This is a genomic window from uncultured Tateyamaria sp. (assembly GCF_947488715.1).
Lineage (GTDB): Bacteria > Pseudomonadota > Alphaproteobacteria > Rhodobacterales > Rhodobacteraceae > Tateyamaria.
The window spans coordinates 71,285-89,847 of the sequence record NZ_CANLAG010000003.1; the positions used below are offsets into that span (position 1 = coordinate 71,285).

Consider the following 18,563-nt stretch of genomic DNA (forward strand, 5'->3'; position numbering starts at 1 on the left):
GCCCCCATCTGCGGAGGCATGGTGTAAAGCATCGTTGCTTATTGAGATGAAGTTAGCGTGCTGAAGGTTGGTGGGCCAAACGGGTTTGTGCACTTTTTGCCAGATTTTTGCCGCGGTGCAGCAACTGCACATTTATTGATCAGTTTTTCGGCGCAAAGTCGTAGGTTTTGCCATCAAAGAAAGCATCCGGTCCAAGAATCATCTGCCCGCGTGTCGACGCGACCGCAGTTGGATGGGTCAGCGCGCCTTCGATTTTTGCCGATGCGCCGGGCATATCGACCCCCATCGCGCCCAGATGGGTGCGATAGCAATCCGGGCGCATGGTCGATTGCGCAGTTGAGATAGCGTGAGTTTTGTCGATTCCGGTCAGGCGGCTGATCTCGCTGCCGATCCACGCCGCCTGACTGCGCCATGGAAACGTGGTGGCATTGGTGTGAAAGCGGACAAAATTCGGCACATGTACCGGATCTGCGCCTGCGCGTGTGGCAAAGCGGCCGGTCAACGCGTGTTCAATGGCGGCCACTGGCAGATCGAGATGTGCGCTTCGGGCCAGGATTTCGATGGCCAGCATCCGGTTGTCGGGTTGATCCAACCATTGCGCCGCGCGCACCACCGCCCGCATCAGCGCGCCGACGCTTTCTGCGTTGTCATCGACCCAAGTGCGACGGGCAGCCAGTACTTTTTCCGGCGCGTTGGCCCAGATTGCAGCGCCCGGCAGCACAAGTTCCCCGACACCTGCAGTCACAGCGACAGATCCCCAGGGTTCGCCGACGCAGAACACATCGATCTCTCCGGCCTGAACGGCTTCGGCCATGAGCGGTGGGGGCTGCGTCACGATGCGAATGTCTGATGCACCCACGACAGGCGCGTTCCTGACCCAATAGTCAAAAAGAAGCCTGTGCATTGAATAAGGAAATGGGACGCCAACGCGCAGAGGTCGGTCCAGTGCGGTCAATAAGGGCGTCAGCGTGGCGCGCGGGTTGTCAAAGCCGCCTGTCCACCCTGTGGCGCGCATCGCATTGGCCATATCCGTCGACACGCCGATCACGGTGCCGTTTGCGGACAGAACCATCAGGGCGTCGATTTGCGCCGCCGGCCCGCTGAGGCCAAGTGACATGGCGGTGGGCATGGGCGACAACATATGTGCCACGTCCAGATGCCCCAAGGCGAGCAAGTCACGCAGGGCCGCCCATGAGGGTTGGCGCAACAGGTTCAGGGTGATCCCCTCATCTGCGGCAAAGCGCAATTCCTGCGCAACGATAAGAGGGGCGCAGTCGACAAGGGGCACATACCCGCAATTCAAAGGGCGCCCGGTCATCCCAACAGATCCGATGCTGTCAGCAGGGCTTGCGCCACGTCGATGACCTTGCGGTTTTGCGACATCGCCGTTTTGCGCAGCAGCGCATAGGCGTCTTCTTCGCCCAATCCCTTGGCGCGCATCAGAATGCCTTTGGCACGGTCCAGCGTCTTGCGGTCGGCCAGCGCCTGTTTGGCAGCGGCGAGTTCCAGACGCATCTGGCTCATCATCTGGAACCGGGCAATTGCAGTTTTGAGCACGGGGCGGATGCGTTCGGGCCGCAACTCTCCGACCACATAGGCCGAGAGACCGGCGGCAACGGCGGCCTTGGTCATCTCATCGTCGGACCTGTCGACAAACATGGCAACCGGACGGCCCTGCGGGTCCGAAGCGGCGCTGACTTGTTCGAGCGCATCGCGGCTGGGATTGTCCAGATCGATCAAGACGAGGTCGGGTTCCAGCGCGGCCAGCTTGCGGGCCAACCCCGTAACGTCGCCCAGAACAACAACATCCTGCCAGCCGTCTTCTTTGAGTGCGTCGATGATCCCGATGGCCCGCGCACGGTCGGATTCGATGACGGCGATTTTCATGTCTTTGCTCACGGGCGGACACTGATCACAGCGCCACAAGAGGTGCCATGGCCCGTTGTCTCGGGCCGGGCATCGCGGGGGGATGTTGTGCGGTGGCGACTGCGCAACCGGCGGCCTGCCTGTTTTTCGGGCGCACTGTAAAAAACCGGCTGGTGCGTTTTCGCGAAGTATTCCAAGGTGCGACGATTGAGATCGCAGAGGACGGCGCACATGGCACTTCAAACACCTACACATGATACCTACGACGTTGTCATCGTTGGTGGTGCGATCATGGGAGCGTCCGCCGCCTGGTTTCTGAGCGACAACGCCGATTTCGATGGTCGCGTTCTGGTTGTTGAACGCGATTTGACCTACGAAGCCTGTTCGACATCACACACCAACAGCTGCATGCGGCAGCAGTTTTCGACCGAGCTTAACGTGCGGATCAGCCAATTTGCGGCCGATTTTGTCAAGAATATCAGGACTTACATGGGTGGCGACGACCGGGTGCCAAACCTGTCGATCCACAATTTCGGGTACATGTATTTTGCAGACAACGCGGGGTTTGCCGAAACCTTGCGCGAAAGCGTCGAGGTGCAGAACGCGGCAGGTGCGGCGACACGGTTGCTTTCGCCGGAGCAGATCAAGGAAGCCTATCCGTTTTACAACGTGGACGACATTGTTGTGGGCGCGATCAACACAGTGGATGAAGGGTATTTTGACGGGGCGGCTTTGTTCGACTGGTGGCACAGACAATCGCGGGAACGCGGTGTCGAATACATACAGAACGAGGTCGTCGCGATGACCCGAAATGCGTCCGGATCCCGCGTGGAAAGCATCACGCTGGCCAGTGGTGAGGTCGTGTCATGCGGGCAGGTGGTCAACGCCTCGGGTCCGCGTGCAGACCGCACCGCCAAAATGGCGGGGATCACCGTGCCGGTCGAGCCGCGCAAGAGGTTCACATGGATGTTCACGGCGGCGCATCCTCTGGACCGTGACCTGCCACTGACAATTGACCCATCCGGTGTCCACGTGCGTGAGGTTGGCGGTGGCACCTATCAGGCCGGTGGTCACGGGGATGTCGACCCGGCTGTGGGATTTGATGATTACGACATGGATCACAGCCTTTGGGAAAATCACATCTGGCCCGCCCTCGCGACCCGCATCCCCCAATTCGAGGCGATCAAGGTGACGTCCGAGTGGGGTGGCCACTATGCGATGAACACCTTTGACCATAACGCGATTTTGGGCTCGCACACTGAAGTTGAGAATTTTGTCTTTCTCAACGGGTTTTCTGGCCACGGCTTGCAACAATCGCCTGCGATGGGCCGTGGCACCGCCGAATGGCTGACCTATGGCGCCTACCGGACGCTCGATCTGACACCGTTCAACTATGCCCGCATTCCTGCCGGCACTCCGATTATCGAAAAGGCGGTCATCTGACCGAAAGGAAACGACATGAAAAAACTGGTTCTCACGGGTGCTGCTGGCAATCTCGGAGCCCATCTTCGCGGGCCGTTGGCGGCGATGTGCGATACATTGGTGAGCACGGATATCGTCGATGATCTGGGCGATCTGGCCGCGAACGAAACCTATGTCAAAGCAGACGTGGGGCAGATGGACGAAATTGGCCCGCTGCTTGAAGGTGCGGACATGGTGATCCATTTCGGCGCGCTGGTTGACGAAGCCCCGTTTGAGGAATTGCTGGGCCCAAACTTCATCGGCGCGTACAATGTCTGGGAGGCGGCGTATAAACATGGGGTGCGGCGCGTGGTCTATGCCTCGTCCATCCATGCGGTTGGCATGTATCCCAAGAATGAGGCCATCGGCATCGACGTGCCGCACCGGCCAGACACGTTTTACGGGCTGGCCAAGTGTTTCGCCGAGGATCTCGGGCGCATGTACTGGGAAAAACGCGGTCTGGAATCCGTATGCTTGCGCATCCTGAGCTGTGCCAAGGTCACAAATCCTCGCGCCGTTGGCAGCTGGCTCAGCTTTGATGATATGATCCTGTTGGTGAAACGCGCGATCGATACGCCGATTACAGGATTTTCCATCGTTTATGGCGTGTCCGACAACGACCGCGCGCCCGTGGATAACTCGGGGGCACGCCATTTGGGGTATCGGCCGCGGGACAACGCCGAACAGTTCGCCGAAGAGATCTATGCGTCGTCCGAACCGCTTGATCCGCAGGACCCGTCCCACTACCGGCACGGCGGACCGTTTGCGGGTATTCCGCTTGGCAACAGCGCGATGGGTTTGTTCAATTTTGACAAGGACAAAAACGACGACCCGTCTTGACCATGTGTGTCGCAAACAGAACGGACAGTCACCAACGCGCGCCGTTTGAGTGAGCGGCAACACTCAGACGGGGAAATGGCATGAGAGTTGGGTTTATTGGATTGGGCAATGTGGGCGGCAAACTGTCAGGCAGTTTGATCCGCAACGGATATGACGTGTCCGTCCACGATCTGAACGCGGATTTTGTCGCTGGAAAAGTGGCCGATGGAGCGCGTGACGGTCAAAGCCCCGCGCAGTTGATGCAGGACTGTGATGCCGTGATCACCTGCTTGCCCAGCCCGGCGGCATCCGCTGCGGTGATGGCTGAGATGTTGCCGCATATCGGGCCGTGCAAGATCTGGATGGAGATGTCGACGACCGACGAGGCCGAGGTCAAACGCATCGGCGCACAGGTGATTGATGCGGGCGGGGCTGCTGTCGATTGCCCGGTATCCGGCGGGTGCCACCGTGCAGATACGGGCAACATCAGCATCTTTGCGGGCTGTGGCCGTCCAACCTTTGATCGTATCCTGCCGCTCTTGACCACCATGGGCCGGCGCGTGTTGCACACTGGCGAGCTGGGCAGTGCGTCTGTTCTGAAGGTTCTGACAAACTACCTCGCGACGGCGAACTTGGTGAGCTGTGCGGAGGCACTGACTGTTGCCAAGGGTGCGGGCATGGATCTGGGTGTGGCCTATGAGGCCATGGCCATCAGTTCTGGCACGTCTTTCGTGCATGAGACTGAAAGCCAGGTCATTCTGAATGGCAGCCGGGACATATCGTTCACCATGGACTTGGTCGCGAAAGACATCGGGCTGTTTCAGGATGTGGCAGACCGGGCAGGGGTGCCGTTGCAACTCAATCCCCTGTTGATCGAAATTTTCAATGACGGCATTGCGCGGTTTGGTCCGCGTGAATTGTCGCCCAACATCATCAAACGTCTCGAAGAAGCGACAGGTTTGGACGTCACTGCACCGGGTTTTCCATCCGAAATGACAGATGATGAGCCCGAGGAACAAGGCGCCGAAGTCATCGTTCGCAGGTGACAGACCTTGTGAGCGGCGACGCTGCGGGCTAGAGGCACCGCATGTTACCAATTGATACGTCTGACCCGCACCGCGTTCTTGCCACGATCACAGCCTCGCCCGGCCGCCGTATTTTGGGGATCGGGTCGTTGTGGATCTTGTCGCTGCTTGTCATCTACGTGGCAATTGTGCAGCCGCCAGCACTGGGTTGGCAGGTGTTTCTTTTTGCGCTTGGCGGTGTTTCGATCTGGATCGCAGAACAAATGCGCCGAGCCACGGCGATGTCGCTTGAACTGACGATGCTGGAGCTGCGCGACAGCGGCGGCACTGTTTTGGCGCGGACCGATGACATCCAGATGATAGACCGCGGGATGTTCGCGTTCAAACCGTCAAACGGCTTCCTGTTGCGATTGAATACACCCGGACCACGCACGTGGCGGCCGGGCTTGTGGTGGCGTATGGGCCGCCGCGTCGGTGTGGGCGGTATGACGCCCGGTCACCAGGCGAAATTCATGGCCGAGATGATTTCGGCCATGATCGCAGATCGGGATGTCCACTAGGCTTAGTCGTTGCTCCAGAGCACGCGGGGTGCATAGCGCGGCCGCGTAAAGACAAAGTTGTGGATCTCACGCTCTTGCAGCCCGGTTTTGAACGGCGGGTCGTATTTCACGAAGGTTTCCACAACCATCACCCGTTCGTTGTGCGGCATGATGGGCAGGTCGTCCTTGAGCGCTTTCACAGCGTTGTTCGACAGGGTCGGCATCCAGCCTTTCCGCTTGGACCAATCCCGCTTGTAGACCTTGTTGTTGGCGTCGTACCGCACGCTGGTCACACGAATGGCCACATCGGCCTTTGGGTTCGCGGTCAAATAGGCCAGCATTTCGCGTGTGCCGTTGAGGTACGAGTTGTCCAGCGGCGTCGTCTCGCGAGAGATTATGTCGCCAAGCGTGTAAGCCGCCTTTTGGTTCAGCGAGTGCTGACGGTAGGCGTCAAAGATCGCGAACATCGAAAGATAGGCCCAGAACAGGATAGGCAGGATCAGAACGGTCTCGACCGCGATACTGCCTTTCTCGTCGTCCCGAAATCGGCGCAGGTGGTTGAGCAGGCGGATCATGTGCTTGGCTCCTGTACAAATCCGGAGAGCGAGACCATTTTCACGCGGCCAGTGCCGTCTTTGGTGAATGCGTATCCCAAACCGGTTGTCGGAAAGACTGGTTCAAACATGTAGCAGGCCCGCATCAGCATAAGCTGGTGTTCACTGCCGTGCACAAATGTCAGAGACGGCGTAACCGGCAAGGACACATCGGCACATTCCGCCGAACCGGCAAAGCCGCTGAACGACCGTGGGTTGATCGGCGTCATCTGCAGTTTGAGTGCTTCGTCGCAATCGGTCAGGAACCCCGCGTAGCCGCAAATCCGGTCCTTGATCTGTTTGTGCGTATAGTTCGCCCCGGTGTTCAGCCGGACATCACGGATTGCCATGTCCAGACCCCGATCAAGGAAGTTCTGGCGGACCGCATAGATGCCCATCTCGACCGATGTCAGGAACATGGTGAAGATCAGTGGCACCGCCAGTGCGAATTCGACCATCATTTGCCCGTCTTCTTCTTTGCGGAAACGGCGCAGGAACTGTGTGGCTTTGCGTATCATTGGGTCAGCCTCAATTGGTTGATTTGCTTGGCGATTGCCTCAAAGGCTTCGCTGATCTCGACACCTTCCACCCGGAAGAAGTGAGAGGGGGACGAGGCGCAGTCTTCCATGATCCCGGCAGAGAAGTTGGTCACTTCGAAGCCGACAGACCACACCACGATGCCTTTGGCTTTGGCCGCGTCACAGATGTTGCCCAGCATGGTATCGGCCTGTGCGGACGTGTATTTGGTGTAGCGCCAGTTGTCCCAGTTGTTCCAAACGTAGTTGTTCAGATACCAGTACAGCGGGTACCTTGACCAATGCACACGCTGGCTTGCGCTTGCGTAGTACGCAGGCTGAATACGTGTCGTGTTCACGTTCTGACCATCGGTCATCAGAACAATTGTTTTCAGCGTTTCCACGTCGTCATAGGCCGCAGGTCGGCTGGCAAAGGCCGCGTCGATGCGGTTTTCCAACGAAAGCGCCTGAGTGATGGGTTTGAAGCTGGGGTCCAGCATAGCAACGCCCCATTTCATGCCCAGGTGGATCGACGTATTTGCACGTGCGCGATACTGATCAATGCGTGCCTTGAGGTTGTTCGCATCCTGGCTGAACGGCATGATCTCTTCGTAGTTTTGCTGCGGGCAACCGGGGTTTCCAATCGGGTTGGACCAGTTCCAGCCTTCTTCAAAGTGCTGCATGTGCTCATAGTCTTCGTCGAGGTCGAGACCGGCGACATCGAAGTCTTCGATTTCAAAGTCGACGCAGTAGGAAAAGGCGTGCAGGTCATTGATCGACAACTCGTCAAAGATCGGGAAGCCCGCGTTCACCTGAGCGGTGTAGGGGATCAACGACATCGAGATGAGGTCGTCGGTTTCCTCCCGGATGACGGTGTCGACAAATGTCTTGGCCGCGTCTTGCAGGTTGTCCATCTTGTTGTTCCAGCCCATTGAGCCAGAGATATCCAACACCATCGAAATCTCGACGTTTGAAATACGTTCTTCGGCCGCGCTGCGGACGGGCACCGGCAGGGTTGGGACACCCATCAAGCGCATGAACTGTGTCGGCGTCGATCCGTTGGTATGTGCGACAACGGTTTTGTAGTTGAGGCCCGTGTCAGGGTCGACGGACACTGCGTATTCGGCGAGACCCGACTTGGCCATGTAGTCCTCGACAACCGCCTTGGGTTCCAGCGTCTGGTCCAGATCGGCGGCGGCCAAAACGGCGCGGTCCAATGTGCCCTGCACACGGGTGCGTTCCATTTCGTTGCGCATCAGGTCGACGCCGATGCCGCCAACCAGCAACATCATCATGAGCATCATGACGGCGAACATTGTCATTGTGCCCGTTTCTTCACGCGCAAATCTGCCAGTGCTGTGTTTCAGCGCCGACCAGATGGCCAATTTCGATGTCGAGTTCTTAGGCATGATACACCTTGTTTGTTCGTTGGTTTCCGGGGCCATGGGGCCTTTTGGTCCAAGGGTCGGTGTGGCGGCGGATTGTGTTCGAAATTGGGCAAAAGGGCGGAACCTCCAAGGTGATTGCAGGTCGGTTGGCGTCAATGCGGCCCCGTTTGGTCCACTGTTTACGATCTGTTAATTATTGAGGTCAGAATGTGGAGTTTCTAAAATCTGCACAAAAAAGTCGCACTGATTAACGGAACCATCATAGGCTGGGCGCACAGACTGCGTGCAATGCGAGTCGAACCGGAAGAAGGAGATCCCGGATGAGCACCCCCAACGAGCCTAGTTTCCGCGAAAGTGTTGACATCATGTTCAACCGCGCAGTGGCGTTGATGGACCTGCCACCTGGGCTGGAAGAAAAAATCAGGGTGTGCAATGCGACCTATACCGTGCGGTTCGGCGTTCGGCTTCGGGGGCAGATCCAGACCTTTACCGGTTATCGGTCTGTTCACTCCGAGCATATGGAACCGGTCAAAGGCGGCATTCGATTTGCCTTGGGCGTGAACCAGGACGAGGTTGAGGCGCTGGCGGCACTGATGACCTATAAATGCGCTCTGGTCGAAGCGCCATTTGGCGGATCAAAGGGTGGGTTGTGCATCGACCCGCGCGAGTACGACGATCACGAATTGGAACAGATCACCCGGCGCTTTGCCTACGAGTTGATCAAGCGCGATCTGATCAATCCAAGCCAGAACGTACCCGCCCCCGACATGGGAACGGGCGAGCGTGAGATGGCGTGGATTGCGGATCAGTACAAACGCATGAACACGACAGACATCAACGGTGTGGCCTGTGTTACTGGGAAGCCGACCAATGCGGGCGGGATTCAGGGCCGGACGGAGGCAACAGGGCGCGGTGTGCAATATGCCTTGCGCGAGTTTTTCCGTGACAGCGAAGGCGTTGCCAAGGCGGGCATGAGCGGTTCGTTGGACGGCAAGCGCGTCGTTGTTCAGGGCCTGGGCAACGTGGGGTATCACGCGGCCAAGTTTCTGGCCGAAGAGGACGGGTGCTCTGTCGTCGGCATCATCGAACGTGACGGGGCGCTGACTGACCCGGATGGTTTGGATGTCGAAGCCGTGCGCAACTGGATTGCGGGCCATGGCGGTGTGTCGGGATGCCCAGTTGGGACTTTCGTCGAAAACGGCAACAGCGTGCTGGAAGCGGATTGTGATATCCTTATTCCTGCCGCGCTTGAGGGTGTGATCAACCTGTCCAACGCCGCAAACGTCAAGGCGCCTTTGATCATCGAGGCTGCGAATGGTCCGGTCAGCGCGGGTGCTGATGCCATCCTGCGGGACAAAGGCACGGTCATCATCCCGGACATGTACGCAAATGCAGGCGGGGTGACGGTGTCCTATTTCGAGTGGGTCAAGAACCTCAGCCATATCCGGTTTGGTCGCATGCAGCGTCGTCAGGAAGAGGCGCGGCACCAATTGGTTGTCGACGAGCTTGAACGCCTAAGCCACCACTTGGGCGATGCATGGAGCATGACGCCAGATTTCAAGGACAAGTACCTTCGCGGTGCTGGCGAGTTGGAATTGGTTCGGTCCGGCCTCGATGACACGATGCGCACAGCCTATCAGTCAATGGCGTCCGTCTGGCACGAACGCAGCGACGTTGATGACCTGCGAACGGCCGCGTATCTGGTTTCCATTGGCAAGGTGGCGGACAGCTATCGCGCCAAGGGGCTGTGAGCCGGCCGGCCACATAAATCGTGTTTGCATCGGCCCTGTGCCGGTGCAAACCGTACGGGCCTATCTTTTGGCCAATTCGGGCATCGCATCGTCGATCTGATCGTAGACTGCGGTGCAGATGTCATCCATGGCGATCATAAAGAAGGTTTTGGCCGCCCTTTCGTTCGGATGGTACGGGTCTTTGACCTTGCCCGACTTGTTCACTCGAAAGTACTTTCGATTGCCCTGATTGGCCGCAACGGTTTCTGGGGTCGCACCTTCGACAAAACTGCACTGGCTGCCTGTCTCGGCAAAGGCGCGTTTGACATTCTTCTGCGCCTTGAGCCTCAGGTCGGTGATCTTTTTCGAATAGCTCGGCGCGGTTGTCATAAAGATACATGGCGTGCCGGGTGGCAGTTGTTCGTTCATCCGCTGCACGTCCTGAATTGCCTTTTCAAGGCTGGATGCCCAGCGTTTGGCTGAGTTGCCCAGGAATGACAGCAAGATCAGCTTGGGGGCATAGTAGTCCGGGCGGAACATGACCTGAAACGCCGATTTGTCCCGCTCGCAGAACTGATAGGCATCGCCCTTGCCGATCTGTTTGTACTTGTTGCCTGTGGTGTTGATGAAACCATACGTGCCCGCATTGACTTTCCATTTGGGGTCGACGTCGCAAATGGCACCTTTCGCCTTGCCCATCTTGGCGGTCCAAGAATGCAGGGACGTTGATCTCACGCCGATCACGGCCACCTTCATGTCCGCCAGCACTTCGAGGTTGGCCGCTTGCGCAGGCGTCGGCGGGCAATGTGTTTTGATGTTCTCGAAAAAGTCGAGGAACACCGGTCCGGACCCAAACGGGATTTGGCTGTCGCCCAGGATGACAATCGACGGGGATTGAAAATCCGCCGATTGTGCCAGCGCCGCAGATGGCAAAAGACAGGCAAATGCAAATTTGCGCAAAAGAGAAAGAAGCATGAATGCGTACTCTTGGTTCCGGTACCGTATTGAAACCCATCTGCCCTACACAAAACAGCCAAATTTGCGTCATCGCATGAAACGGTCGCTGTCTGACCGGCGTATGACGAAAACTGTGGCCCGTGTTGCAAACCTCCTTGATACAAATCGTGGGATGTCCAAGGGTATGACCGTCTTCACGGTGTCGACCGATGAGGCACAGACGGGGTGGAGGTACGCATGCGCTTTTCCGGGCTAAGGGTCCTGAAGGAAGGTTTGACCGGCAACAAGGGTTGGGGACCGCATTGGCGCAGCCCGGAACCCAAGGCGGAGTATGACATCGTACTGATCGGCGGTGGTGGTCATGGCCTTGCCACGGCGCACTACCTGGCGTCGGTGCATGGGCTGACAAATGTTGCGGTTCTGGAAAAAGGGTATCTTGGCGGCGGCAACGTTGGGCGGAATACGACGATTGTGCGCGCCAACTATATGCTGCCCGGCAATTCGGAATTCTATTCGCACTCGCTGAAGTTGTGGGAAGGGTTGGAGGAAGACCTGAACTACAACGTGATGCATTCACAGCGTGGTATCGTCAATCTGGTGCATTCCGACGGTCAGCGTGATGCGTTTGTCCGCCGCGGCAACATGATGGTTGGTCAGGGCGATGATGCCGAAATGCTGGATGCGGCCGGGGTGCGTAAGATGCTGCCTATGATCGATTTTGATCAGACGCGTTTTCCAATTTTTGGCGGTCTCTATCATCGACGTGGCGGCACGGCGCGCCATGACGCCGTTGCCTGGGGCTATGCCCGGTCGGCGAGCACGCGCGGCGTTGACTTGATCCAACAATGCGAGGTGACCAGCATTGATGTTGTTGGCGGCGTTGTCAAAGGCGTCCAGACAACACGCGGCCCCATTCGCGCCAAGAAAGTGGGCATGGTCGCCGCAGGCCGTTCCAGCCAAGTGGCCGCGATGGCGGGCCTGCGCTTGCCTATCGAAAGCCACGTTTTGCAGGCGTTTGTCACCGAGGGGTTGAAGCCCTGCCTGGATCACGTTGTGACCTATGGAATGGGGCATTTCTATATCAGCCAGTCCGACAAGGGTGGGTTGGTCTTTGGCGGCGATCTGGACATGTATGCCAGCTATGCTGCGCGCGGTAACCTGCCGCTGGTTGAGCACGTGGCCGAGGCCGCAATGACGCTCATGCCCCAGATTGGCAAGGCCAAGATGCTGCGCAGTTGGGGGGGCATCATGGACATGTCACCTGATGGGTCGTTCATCATGGACAAAACGGACATAGACGGGCTCTTTGTCAACACGGGCTGGTGCTATGGCGGTTTCAAGGCGACGCCTGCGTCCGGCCATACCTTTGCGCACCTGCTGGCAACGGGCAATCCGCATCCCACAACAGTACAGCACCGGCTGGACCGCTTCCGCACTGGACGGGGGATCATGGACGAAGAGTCCACTGGCTCTCAACACAACCTGCATTGAGGGCGCAATCATGATGACCCTTGATACGATATATCCAAGACAACTGACCGGGTGCTATGGCCGCCCGAATGGAGACCTCTGATGCGGCTGCCTTGTCCGATCTGCGGCGCACGGGACGTGCGCGAGTTTTACTATCAGGGGGCGGCAGAGATGTTGCGCCGGCCAGCAGAAGACGCAGGAGAAGCCGCCTGGGACAACTATCTGCATTTGCGCGACAACCCGGCAGGGGACCTCGAGGAGCTGTGGAGTCATGACGCGGGATGCGGTGCATGGCTCGTCGTGACGCGGCACACTGGATCGCACGACGTCAAAGGCGCGGTTTTGGCGTTGGAGGTCAAGCGATGAGGGTCAAGGACAGGGGGCTGGTCGACAGGAGGCAATCTGTCTCGTTCCGCTTTGATGGGAACACCTACCGCGGGCATCCGGGGGATACACTGGCCTCTGCACTGCTTGCCAATGACATTCGGTTGGTTGCGCGATCATTCAAATATCACCGTCCGCGCGGGATACTGACCGCCAGTTCCGAAGAGCCAAATGCCTTGGTGACAATTGGCACCGGCCCCGCAACTGACCCCAACGTGCGCGCCACGGTGCAAGAGATTTACGACGGCTTCGAAGCGCGCAGCCAGAATGCGTGGCCCTCTTTGGCGTTGGACGTGATGAGTGTGAACGATCTGGCCGCACCGTTTCTGGGCGCTGGGTTTTACTACAAGACCTTCATGTGGCCGCGCGCCTTTTGGGAAAAACTGTACGAGCCTGTGATCCGTAAAGCGGCTGGGTTGGGAGCGTTGGCGAAGGACAAAGATGACGACCATTATGAAAAGGCCTACGCGTTTTGTGATGTTCTGGTGATTGGGGCCGGACCTGCGGGGTTGATGGCCGCGTGGACTGCGGCGCAGGCGGGAGTTCAGGTCATCCTCGCGGATGAAGACAGCATTATGGGCGGCAGGTTGAATGCTGAAACCCATGAGGTTGAGGGGCAACCCGGCGCGGACTGGGCGGCTGGTATCGTGGCGAAATTGGCCGCGATGGACAACGTGCGTTTGATGCGACGAACAACAGTAACCGGCGCGTACGATGGTGGTACTTTTGGCGCGCTGGAACGTGTCTCGCATCATGTGGCCACAGTGCCCGCAGGCGGGGTCAAAGAGACCTTTTGGCGGATCGTGGCCAAACGGTCGGTGCTCGCCGCAGGCGCCATCGAACGGCATATCGCATTCGAGAACAACGACAGACCAGGCATCATGGCGGCAGGTGCGGTACGTGCCTATCTCAACCGCTGGGGCGTCGCACCGGGCAAGGCGGTGACCGTTTTCGCCAACAATGATGACGCGCACCGAACGGCGATGGATATGCAGGATGCCGGTGTCCACGTTGCTGCCGTTGTCGACAGCCGCAAGGATGCCAAGGCCTTTGGGGATTACAAGCTGATTGCTGGCGGCCTCGTCAATGGCACGGCCGGTCGTGGGGGCCTGAACGCCATTTCGATACAAACCGGCGCTGGGCAGGAAAAGATCGCAACCGATTGTCTCGCCGTGTCCGGTGGTTGGAACCCAACTATCCATCTGACGTGCCATATGAATGGTAGGCCGCGCTGGAACGCCGATCTGATCAGCTTTGTGCCAACGCCGGGCGCAATACCGGGCATGGAAACAGCGGGGGCCTGCAATGGTGCGTTTTCGACCAGCCAGTGTTTTGCCGAAGGCATCGCCGCTGCCAGGACGAGCCTGGAGGCACTTGGCCTTAAAGCGCCGGAGGTGGCGCTGCCCGACACTGAGAATACAGAATACGTGGTTGAGCCGATTTGGGCGGTTCCCGGCAAGGGGCGTGCGTGGCTGGATTTCCAGAACGATGTTAGCGTCAAGGACGTGCGACAGGCCGCAAAGGAGAACTTTACCTCTGTCGAACATATGAAACGCTACACCACGCAAGGTATGGCGACGGATCAAGGCAAGAACTCCAACGTGACTGCCCTTGCTCTTTTGGCGGATGCGACGGGTCGCGGGATACCTGAGACCGGGACAACCACGTTCCGCCCACCTTACAGCCCCGTCGCCTTGGCGGCACTTGGGGCTGGTGCGCAGGGCGCTGGCTTTGCCCCGGAACGCAAAACAACGAGCCATGTTGCAACTGTCGATGCCGGCGCGCCGATGATTGCGGCGGGGCTTTGGTATCGGCCGTCCTATTTCCCGCAGGACGGCGAAAAGAACTGGCGCCAATCCTGTGATCGTGAGGTCGGTTTTGTGCGTGACGCAGTGGGGGTCTGTGATGTCTCGACCCTGGGCAAGATTGATATTCAGGGTCCCGATGCCGCCAAGCTGTTGGATTTTGTCTACGTCAACATGTTCTCGACCCTCAAGGAAGGGCGGGTGCGTTACGGATTGATGCTGCGCGAAGACGGTTTTGTCATGGATGACGGCACAACTGCACGTTTGGCGGCAAACCATTACGTCATGACGACAACCACCGCCGCTGCGGGTCAGGTGATGCGTCATCTTGAGTTCGCAACGCAGGCGCTGCACCCGGAATGGGATGTGCGGATTGTGTCAGTGACAGAGCAATGGGCGCAATTTGCCGTGGCTGGCCCGCAGTCGCGTGCGTTGCTGAATGGTCTGTTGGACAGCCCCATCGACAACGACACCTGGCCATTCATGTCATGCGGCCCGGTACGTGTTCTTGGCGTGGCAGGGCGATTGTTCCGCATCTCGTTCTCGGGCGAGCATGCCTATGAAATCGCTGTGCCCGCGCGCTATGGCGACAGCCTGTTCCGCCTGCTGGTTGCGCGTGCCAAAGAGACGGGCGGCGGCGCTTATGGCATGGAGGCGCTCAATGTTCTGCGTCTTGAAAAGGGGTTCATCACGCACGCTGAAATTGATGGCCGTGTGACGGCTGGTGATATCGGTATGGAGCGCATGATGTCGCAGAAGAAGGACTTTATCGGCAAAACCATGGCCGCGCGTCCGGGGCTGGTGGAAGAAGGGCGCGCGCAGTTGGTGGGGCTCAAACCCATTGGGCCAGTCAAACAACTGACTGCTGGCGCGCATATCTACGCGGACGGGGCAGAGCCTGTGCGTGCGCATGATCAGGGATATGTGACATCCGTCGGATTTTCCCCGACGCTGGGCCACTTCATCGGCCTTGGGTTCGTACGTGACGGTTTGATCCGCAAGGGAGAGGTCTTGAACATGGTCGACCACGTGCGCGGTATCCAAACACGGGTCGAACTGTGTGAGCCTGTGTTTTTTGACCCGGACGGAGGACGCACACGTGACTGAATTGATTGCACAAACGCCGCTCTACGGGGCCGTTCCTCGCACGATTGGTCAGACCACTATGACCGAGGTGGACCTCGGGTGGCTAACGTCCATCTCGCCATATGCGGGCCGTGTTCCAGCGGCTGGTGCTGCCCTCAAGGCAGCGCATGGCATGGCGTGGCCGTCAGCCGGGCGGATGACCGGCAAGGACGGCGCGCGGGCCATCTGGTTCGGGCGGGATATGGTGCTGCTTGCCGGGCCGGAGCCATCGCACGACCTGGCGGAACACGCGGCTCTGACGGATCAGACGGATGCGTGGACCACTGTACAGCTGTCGGGGGATGGCGCCGAGGACGTGTTGGCACGGCTGGTGCCTGTGGATCTGGCGGCTGCCAATTTCAAACGTGGCCACACAGCGCGCACGCAGGTTCAGCATATGAACGGTTCCGTCACCCGCCTTGGCGCTGACAGCTTTCTGATCATGGTGTTTCGTTCAATGGCGGGCACCATGCTTCACGATATGGAAAGGGCCATGGCAAGCGTCGCGGCGCGGGGGTAAAGTCTCGTATCGATTCCTTCATGTTGCTCCGGAGCCTGCCATGACCCGTTTTGCCCTGACCGTTGCCCTGTCGCTGATTTCCGCACCCGCATTTGCGCAGGACGCTGCGGAAAGCTGTGGCTATCAGGCGGATGTTGTGGCCGCCGTTCAGCAAGCGCGGCTTGACCGTGTTCCAGAGCGTGAAGTGCAGGACCACATTATCGCGCAATCGCCGGAATGGCCCGAACAGTACAACAATGCGATCCCGCTGATCGCCCCGTGGGTGTACGAGCAAAAGCGTAAGATCATTCGTAACGAAAGCCTTGCTGACGCGTGGACCGAACTGTGCCTTCAGCAGTAGGCCGGACTCGACTCTCGGTGCGCGCGACCCAATATTAAAGGCATGAGCCTGCCCCCCGGATTCCTGGACGAATTGCGCACGCGCCTGTCATTGGGACAGGTGGTCGGGCGCAAAGTCATGTGGGATGCACGCAAGTCCAATCAGGGCAAGGGAGATCTGTGGGCCCCATGCCCCTTTCACCATGAAAAAACCGCAAGTTTTCACGTCGATGATCGCAAGGGCTATTACTATTGCTTTGGATGCCACGCCAAGGGCGACGCCATTTCCTTTGTGCGCGAGACTGAAAACGTAAGTTTCATTGAAGCGGTCGAGATATTGGCGGGGGAGGCGGGCATGCCGATGCCCGAACGTGACCCCCGTGCACAGGAAAAGGCGGACAAACGGACGCAATTGGCGGACGTAATGGAACTCGCCGTTCAGCATTTTCGCCTGCAACTCAAGACGGCTGTGGCATCGGATGCGCGTGCCTACCTGGACCGACGCGGCCTTGATCCTGCGGCGCAGGACCGGTGGGAAATCGGCTTTGCTCCTGACACGTGGCAAGGCCTTTGGGATGCTCTCAAGGCCAAGGGCATCGAAGATGAGCTGATCCTTGGTGCGGGCTTGGCCAAGCCCAGCCAGAAGGGCGGTAAGCCCTACGACACATTTCGCGGGCGCATCATGTTCCCGATCCGTGACGCGCGCGGGCGGTGCACTGCGTTTGGCGGGCGGGCGATGGACCCGAACGACAATGCGAAATACCTGAACTCACCTGAGACGGAACTGTTCGACAAAGGCCGGAGTCTTTACAACCACGGCCCCGCACGGACTGCGGCGGGCAAGGGGCAGCCTCTGATCGTGGCAGAGGGCTATATGGATGTCATTGCGCTGGCCGAACACGGGTTTGGCGCGTCTGTGGCGCCATTGGGGACGGCAATCACCGAGCACCAGCTTGCCATGCTGTGGCGCGTTTCGCCCGAACCGATCATTGCCCTGGACGGTGACACAGCAGGCTTGCGCGCGGCGATGCGGTTGATCGATCTCGCCCTGCCACTGCTCGAGGCGGGGAAATCCTTGCGGTTTGCGTTGATGCCCCAAGGGCAGGACCCAGATGATCTGCTCAAGGCGCAGGGCGCTGGCGCGTTACAGAAACTGCTGGATACGGCGATCCCGATGGTGCGCCTGCTGTGGCAACGTGAGACCGAAGGCAAAGTGTTCGACAGCCCCGAGCGCAAAGCCGCGCTGGACAAGGCCCTGCGTGACAAGATCAAGCTGATCCAGGATCCGTCAATCCGCCAGCACTACGGTCAGGAAATCAAGGATTTGCGTTGGGACCTGTTTCGGCCTCAGCGCGGTGGACCTGCGGCTGGCACGGGTCGGACGTGGCAAGCTGGTCGCGGCTGGCAAGCGCCGCCCACACCTATGCCTTCGACCAAATCCTCCGCTTTGGCATCCGGGGGTGATCAGATCACGGATCGTTTGCGAGAAGAGGTTATTCTCGCGGTGTTGGCCAATACACCCGAAGTGGTCGAGGAGTTTGAAACCGGTCTCGAGGGTTTGACCTGCGCAGACCCGGATCATGCCGTTCTGCGGGACACGATTCTTCGCCACGGACACACGGGCCGCGAGGTGTTGCGTGAAAAGATTTTGAGCGTACTAGGCCCGGATGCCCTTGATAACCTCATGGGATCGCGCCATGTCGCGATAGTCCCTTGCATCCGCACACCAGGCAACGCCGAGATGGCCCGCATGACCGTGGCCGAAGAGCTTGCAAAACTCAGCGCGGCAAAAGGGTTGGATGCCGAGATCGCAGATGCGGTCCAAGACCTTGAAGGGGTCGCCGATGAGGGCGTGACCTGGCGGCTCAGCCAGGCTGCTGCTGCTGCATCGGATGCAACCCGAAGTGGCAAAGAGGACAATGCCGAATACGAAACTGGCGACAACGGCGCCCGAATCAATCGCAGTGAACGGGATGCGTTTGCGGCCTTGATGGACCAGATCAGATTTGCCAAGCCAGAGCGGTGATGCGTTTTGGCCGCGATTCCTT

Annotated in this window: 17 protein-coding genes; 11 read left to right on the forward strand and 6 right to left on the reverse strand. The window is 58.8% G+C overall.

From position 1 onward, the window contains the following. Positions 1-139 precede the first annotated feature (139 nt). Both Q0936_RS08205 and Q0936_RS08210 read right to left on the reverse strand, forming a co-directional pair. Entirely contained in the window at positions 140-1,318 is a 1,179-nt protein-coding gene (locus Q0936_RS08205; protein WP_299297662.1) for a CmpA/NrtA family ABC transporter substrate-binding protein, read from the reverse strand. Further along, positions 1,315-1,899 carry an ANTAR domain-containing protein gene (locus Q0936_RS08210; RefSeq protein ID WP_299297661.1) on the reverse strand — a complete coding sequence of 195 codons (585 nt, stop codon included), beginning with the start codon at positions 1,897-1,899 and terminating at the stop codon, positions 1,315-1,317. Before Q0936_RS08210 ends, Q0936_RS08205 begins: the two co-directional genes overlap by 4 nt. Before the next feature lie 198 nt (positions 1,900-2,097). Here Q0936_RS08210 and Q0936_RS08215 point away from each other — a divergent pair, with 198 nt between their 5' ends. The 4 genes from Q0936_RS08215 to Q0936_RS08230 all read left to right on the forward strand — a co-directional run bounded on the left by Q0936_RS08215 (position 2,098) and on the right by Q0936_RS08230 (position 5,731). Further along, positions 2,098-3,309 carry an FAD-binding oxidoreductase gene (locus Q0936_RS08215; protein WP_299142050.1) on the forward strand — a complete coding sequence of 404 codons (1,212 nt, stop codon included), beginning with the start codon at positions 2,098-2,100 and terminating at the stop codon, positions 3,307-3,309. A 15-nt stretch (positions 3,310-3,324) separates the two neighbouring features. Then, positions 3,325-4,167 (forward strand): NAD(P)-dependent oxidoreductase, encoded by an 843-nt coding sequence (locus Q0936_RS08220; RefSeq protein ID WP_299297660.1) that lies wholly within the window; start codon positions 3,325-3,327, stop codon positions 4,165-4,167. Between the two features lie 80 nt (positions 4,168-4,247). Beyond that, positions 4,248-5,192 (forward strand): NAD(P)-dependent oxidoreductase, encoded by a 945-nt coding sequence (locus tag Q0936_RS08225; protein WP_299297659.1) that lies wholly within the window; start codon positions 4,248-4,250, stop codon positions 5,190-5,192. Between the two features lie 41 nt (positions 5,193-5,233). After that, positions 5,234-5,731, forward strand: a complete 498-nt coding sequence (locus tag Q0936_RS08230; RefSeq protein WP_299297658.1) for a hypothetical protein — start codon at positions 5,234-5,236, stop codon at positions 5,729-5,731. Between the two features lie 2 nt (positions 5,732-5,733). Here the strand turns inward: Q0936_RS08230 and Q0936_RS08235 are convergent, their stop codons facing one another. From Q0936_RS08235 to Q0936_RS08245, 3 genes are read right to left on the reverse strand one after another with little or no spacing between them, the layout of a single operon-like run. After that, positions 5,734-6,285 carry a TadE/TadG family type IV pilus assembly protein gene (locus Q0936_RS08235; protein ID WP_299142038.1) on the reverse strand — a complete coding sequence of 184 codons (552 nt, stop codon included), beginning with the start codon at positions 6,283-6,285 and terminating at the stop codon, positions 5,734-5,736. Beyond that, on the reverse strand, positions 6,282-6,821 hold the full coding sequence (locus Q0936_RS08240; RefSeq protein ID WP_299142035.1) for a TadE family protein: 540 nt from the start codon (positions 6,819-6,821) through the stop codon (positions 6,282-6,284). Before Q0936_RS08240 ends, Q0936_RS08235 begins: the two co-directional genes overlap by 4 nt. Continuing rightward, the gene (locus Q0936_RS08245; protein ID WP_299378017.1) at positions 6,818-8,140 is read right to left on the reverse strand and encodes a Tad domain-containing protein; all 1,323 of its coding nucleotides are present in this window, start codon (positions 8,138-8,140) and stop codon (positions 6,818-6,820) included. Before Q0936_RS08245 ends, Q0936_RS08240 begins: the two co-directional genes overlap by 4 nt. A 386-nt stretch (positions 8,141-8,526) precedes the next feature. Here Q0936_RS08245 and Q0936_RS08250 point away from each other — a divergent pair, with 386 nt between their 5' ends. Next, positions 8,527-9,957: a Glu/Leu/Phe/Val dehydrogenase gene (locus tag Q0936_RS08250; RefSeq protein ID WP_299297656.1), complete on the forward strand. Its 1,431-nt coding sequence runs from the start codon at positions 8,527-8,529 to the stop codon at positions 9,955-9,957. Between the two features lie 60 nt (positions 9,958-10,017). Here Q0936_RS08250 and Q0936_RS08255 read toward each other — a convergent pair whose 3' ends face one another. Beyond that, entirely contained in the window at positions 10,018-10,911 is an 894-nt protein-coding gene (locus Q0936_RS08255; RefSeq protein WP_299142027.1) for an SGNH/GDSL hydrolase family protein, read from the reverse strand. A 219-nt stretch (positions 10,912-11,130) separates the two neighbouring features. Between Q0936_RS08255 and Q0936_RS08260 the strand changes: the two genes are divergently transcribed. From Q0936_RS08260 to dnaG, 6 genes are all read left to right on the forward strand, one after another. Then, positions 11,131-12,384 (forward strand): sarcosine oxidase subunit beta family protein, encoded by a 1,254-nt coding sequence (locus Q0936_RS08260; RefSeq protein ID WP_299297655.1) that lies wholly within the window; start codon positions 11,131-11,133, stop codon positions 12,382-12,384. An 81-nt stretch (positions 12,385-12,465) separates the two neighbouring features. Next, entirely contained in the window at positions 12,466-12,729 is a 264-nt protein-coding gene (locus Q0936_RS08265; RefSeq protein WP_299142022.1) for a sarcosine oxidase subunit delta, read from the forward strand. Then, positions 12,726-15,659 (forward strand): sarcosine oxidase subunit alpha family protein, encoded by a 2,934-nt coding sequence (locus Q0936_RS08270; RefSeq protein WP_299297654.1) that lies wholly within the window; start codon positions 12,726-12,728, stop codon positions 15,657-15,659. The genes Q0936_RS08265 and Q0936_RS08270 overlap by 4 nt, the downstream gene beginning before the upstream one ends. Next, positions 15,652-16,197 carry a sarcosine oxidase subunit gamma gene (locus tag Q0936_RS08275; RefSeq protein ID WP_299297653.1) on the forward strand — a complete coding sequence of 182 codons (546 nt, stop codon included), beginning with the start codon at positions 15,652-15,654 and terminating at the stop codon, positions 16,195-16,197. Before Q0936_RS08270 ends, Q0936_RS08275 begins: the two co-directional genes overlap by 8 nt. Positions 16,198-16,237: 40 nt before the next feature. Beyond that, complete coding sequence (locus tag Q0936_RS08280; RefSeq protein ID WP_299142013.1) at positions 16,238-16,537, forward strand: hypothetical protein; 300 nt, start codon at positions 16,238-16,240, stop codon at positions 16,535-16,537. Positions 16,538-16,579: 42 nt separating this feature from the next. Next, positions 16,580-18,541 carry a DNA primase gene (gene dnaG / locus Q0936_RS08285; RefSeq protein WP_299297652.1) on the forward strand — a complete coding sequence of 654 codons (1,962 nt, stop codon included), beginning with the start codon at positions 16,580-16,582 and terminating at the stop codon, positions 18,539-18,541. The last annotated feature ends 22 nt before the right edge of the window (positions 18,542-18,563 follow it).

Bases quoted from the DNA above. Each gene is read 5' to 3' on its own strand.
- Q0936_RS08280 (WP_299142013.1), top strand. From the start codon at position 16,238: ATGACCCGTTTTGCCCTGACCGTTGCCCTGTCGCTGATTTCCGCACCC.
- dnaG (WP_299297652.1), top strand. From the start codon at position 16,580: ATGAGCCTGCCCCCCGGATTCCTGGACGAATTGCGCACGCGCCTGTCA.
- Q0936_RS08205 (WP_299297662.1), bottom strand. From the start codon at position 1,318: ATGACCGGGCGCCCTTTGAATTGCGGGTATGTGCCCCTTGTCGACTGC.
- Q0936_RS08265 (WP_299142022.1), top strand. From the start codon at position 12,466: ATGCGGCTGCCTTGTCCGATCTGCGGCGCACGGGACGTGCGCGAGTTT.
- Q0936_RS08215 (WP_299142050.1), top strand. From the start codon at position 2,098: ATGGCACTTCAAACACCTACACATGATACCTACGACGTTGTCATCGTT.
- Q0936_RS08250 (WP_299297656.1), top strand. From the start codon at position 8,527: ATGAGCACCCCCAACGAGCCTAGTTTCCGCGAAAGTGTTGACATCATG.
- Q0936_RS08255 (WP_299142027.1), bottom strand. From the start codon at position 10,911: ATGCTTCTTTCTCTTTTGCGCAAATTTGCATTTGCCTGTCTTTTGCCA.
- Q0936_RS08270 (WP_299297654.1), top strand. From the start codon at position 12,726: ATGAGGGTCAAGGACAGGGGGCTGGTCGACAGGAGGCAATCTGTCTCG.
- Q0936_RS08240 (WP_299142035.1), bottom strand. From the start codon at position 6,821: ATGATACGCAAAGCCACACAGTTCCTGCGCCGTTTCCGCAAAGAAGAA.
- Q0936_RS08235 (WP_299142038.1), bottom strand. From the start codon at position 6,285: ATGATCCGCCTGCTCAACCACCTGCGCCGATTTCGGGACGACGAGAAA.
- Q0936_RS08230 (WP_299297658.1), top strand. From the start codon at position 5,234: ATGTTACCAATTGATACGTCTGACCCGCACCGCGTTCTTGCCACGATC.
- Q0936_RS08225 (WP_299297659.1), top strand. From the start codon at position 4,248: ATGAGAGTTGGGTTTATTGGATTGGGCAATGTGGGCGGCAAACTGTCA.
- Q0936_RS08260 (WP_299297655.1), top strand. From the start codon at position 11,131: ATGCGCTTTTCCGGGCTAAGGGTCCTGAAGGAAGGTTTGACCGGCAAC.
- Q0936_RS08245 (WP_299378017.1), bottom strand. From the start codon at position 8,140: ATGACAATGTTCGCCGTCATGATGCTCATGATGATGTTGCTGGTTGGC.
- Q0936_RS08220 (WP_299297660.1), top strand. From the start codon at position 3,325: ATGAAAAAACTGGTTCTCACGGGTGCTGCTGGCAATCTCGGAGCCCAT.